1 protein-coding gene is annotated in these 1,572 nt (G+C 53.8%); it reads left to right on the top strand.

Annotated features, from left to right (window positions below):
• Positions 1 to 624: 624 nt before the first annotated feature.
• On the top strand, positions 625 to 1,434 hold the full coding sequence (locus BM041_RS30355) for a hypothetical protein (RefSeq protein ID WP_139226249.1): 810 nt from the start codon (positions 625 to 627) through the stop codon (positions 1,432 to 1,434).
• The last annotated feature ends 138 nt before the right edge of the window (positions 1,435 to 1,572 follow it).

The raw sequence follows: 1,572 nt of genomic DNA, 5'->3' as shown, positions 1-1,572 counted from the left end.
TTCAACTACGGGGACAATGTGATCCTGGCCTGGGCCAATCCCTTCGAGGGGGAGAGTTCGACGCCGCCGGGGTGAGGGCTTCCCGGCCGCCAGCCTGTGCCCCACCAGGGCGTTGGCGTGGCAATGCCAAATGCCGTCGTCGCGCTTCAGCATCGCGACGAGGTCCATGTGCTTCGTCGGTAGATGCGCGTGGACAGCGCCTGCCATTCAGCGCTGTGCCTGCCCTGAGTGTTCTCGATGAACGGGAGCTAGGAGGCAGGGCCTTTGAAGGGCACGGTTGCCAACCGGGGCACGTCGGTGATCGCAGTCCAATGGAAGCTATGCCCCGGCGCCAGCAACGCGACTGCGAGAGGGTGCCCGTACGCTGTTCCGCAGCGTGATCGCCACAAGCCGTAAGCCTTAGTGCTGAATTGCCCTTAGGATGCTCTCCTCCGGACGTTCCCAAATCTGACGCCTTCTGCGCCATAGCGCGGACGTACCTTGCCCCGATTTCCGGCAGACAACTCGGCGCAAACGTTGCATCATTGAATGATGACATCAGAACGAGCGAAGAAGCAGAGATTGCGTGGCGCTACGCCAATGCGCCTCGTGGAATTACGTATACCGATTGACGCAATTCGAGCTATGCCAGACGATGAGCGAAACTTCCTCGTTACCGCATCGCACGCTCACACAGAACTTGCAGCCATGATTCGGGTTGTTCAAGTTGCCCAAAACCAAACGCGCCAAGGCGAAATTTACGACGCTTACGTAAACACCCAATACTTGATCTTATTGCGCCTTATGGCAGGTAAAATTTACGAATCTTGGAACCTTCTCAAGTATAGATATTTTGGCACACAGATGAGCAAGAATTACGACAACGCGCTGGACGAAGAAGGCAAACTAAATCTTGATGCAGTAAAAAAATATTTTGGTCGCAGCGGCAATATAATTGAACTCATTAGAAATGAGGCCGCATTTCATTACACATCCTCAAGTCCGACAGACGCCATTGCCGAGTACCACGAAGAATATGGCCGCATCTATATCGCCGACGATAGCTACAACGATCTATTTCAGATCGGCGAATACATTATGGATTTTCACCTTCTTCGAAAAATTGACGGTGATTTTCAGCGCGCACTCGCAATTCTCGTTGATGAAGTCGCGGAGATTGGTGGACGAATGACGATGTTGCTGCGCCATCTTTTAACGCTACCAATTGCGTTGGCGTTGCGAAACCCTGCGCTGCCTGGATCTGTCCTCATTCACAAGCTTGGCGTACAGACCAATAATCGCAAAGCCTCCATTCCCTGCTTCCTAGATACTTCTCGGTATCCACCTCGGACTATATTACGGCACACCCAAGTTAAGCAGGGATATGCTCATGCGGACGACCCACCAGTCTACGCAACCGTACGAAAGGATCGCGGGAAGCGGCGAGGCAGTTGAATCGATCTAAGAATAAGCATCAGAAAGCCTGGACGGGGATGGGGCGATGATCCCGGAATACATGGTCCAGGCCTGGCGGAACGACCAGCGGCTGAAGATGGGCACCATGGTGTTCAAGACGCCCAACGCCACGCTGGA

It is taken from the genome of Falsiroseomonas stagni DSM 19981 (assembly GCF_900114315.1).
GTDB classification, from domain to species: domain Bacteria; phylum Pseudomonadota; class Alphaproteobacteria; order Acetobacterales; family Acetobacteraceae; genus Falsiroseomonas; species Falsiroseomonas stagni.
The sequence above is the reverse complement of the archived record's forward strand: the minus strand, read 5'-3'. Positions and strand labels throughout refer to the sequence as shown.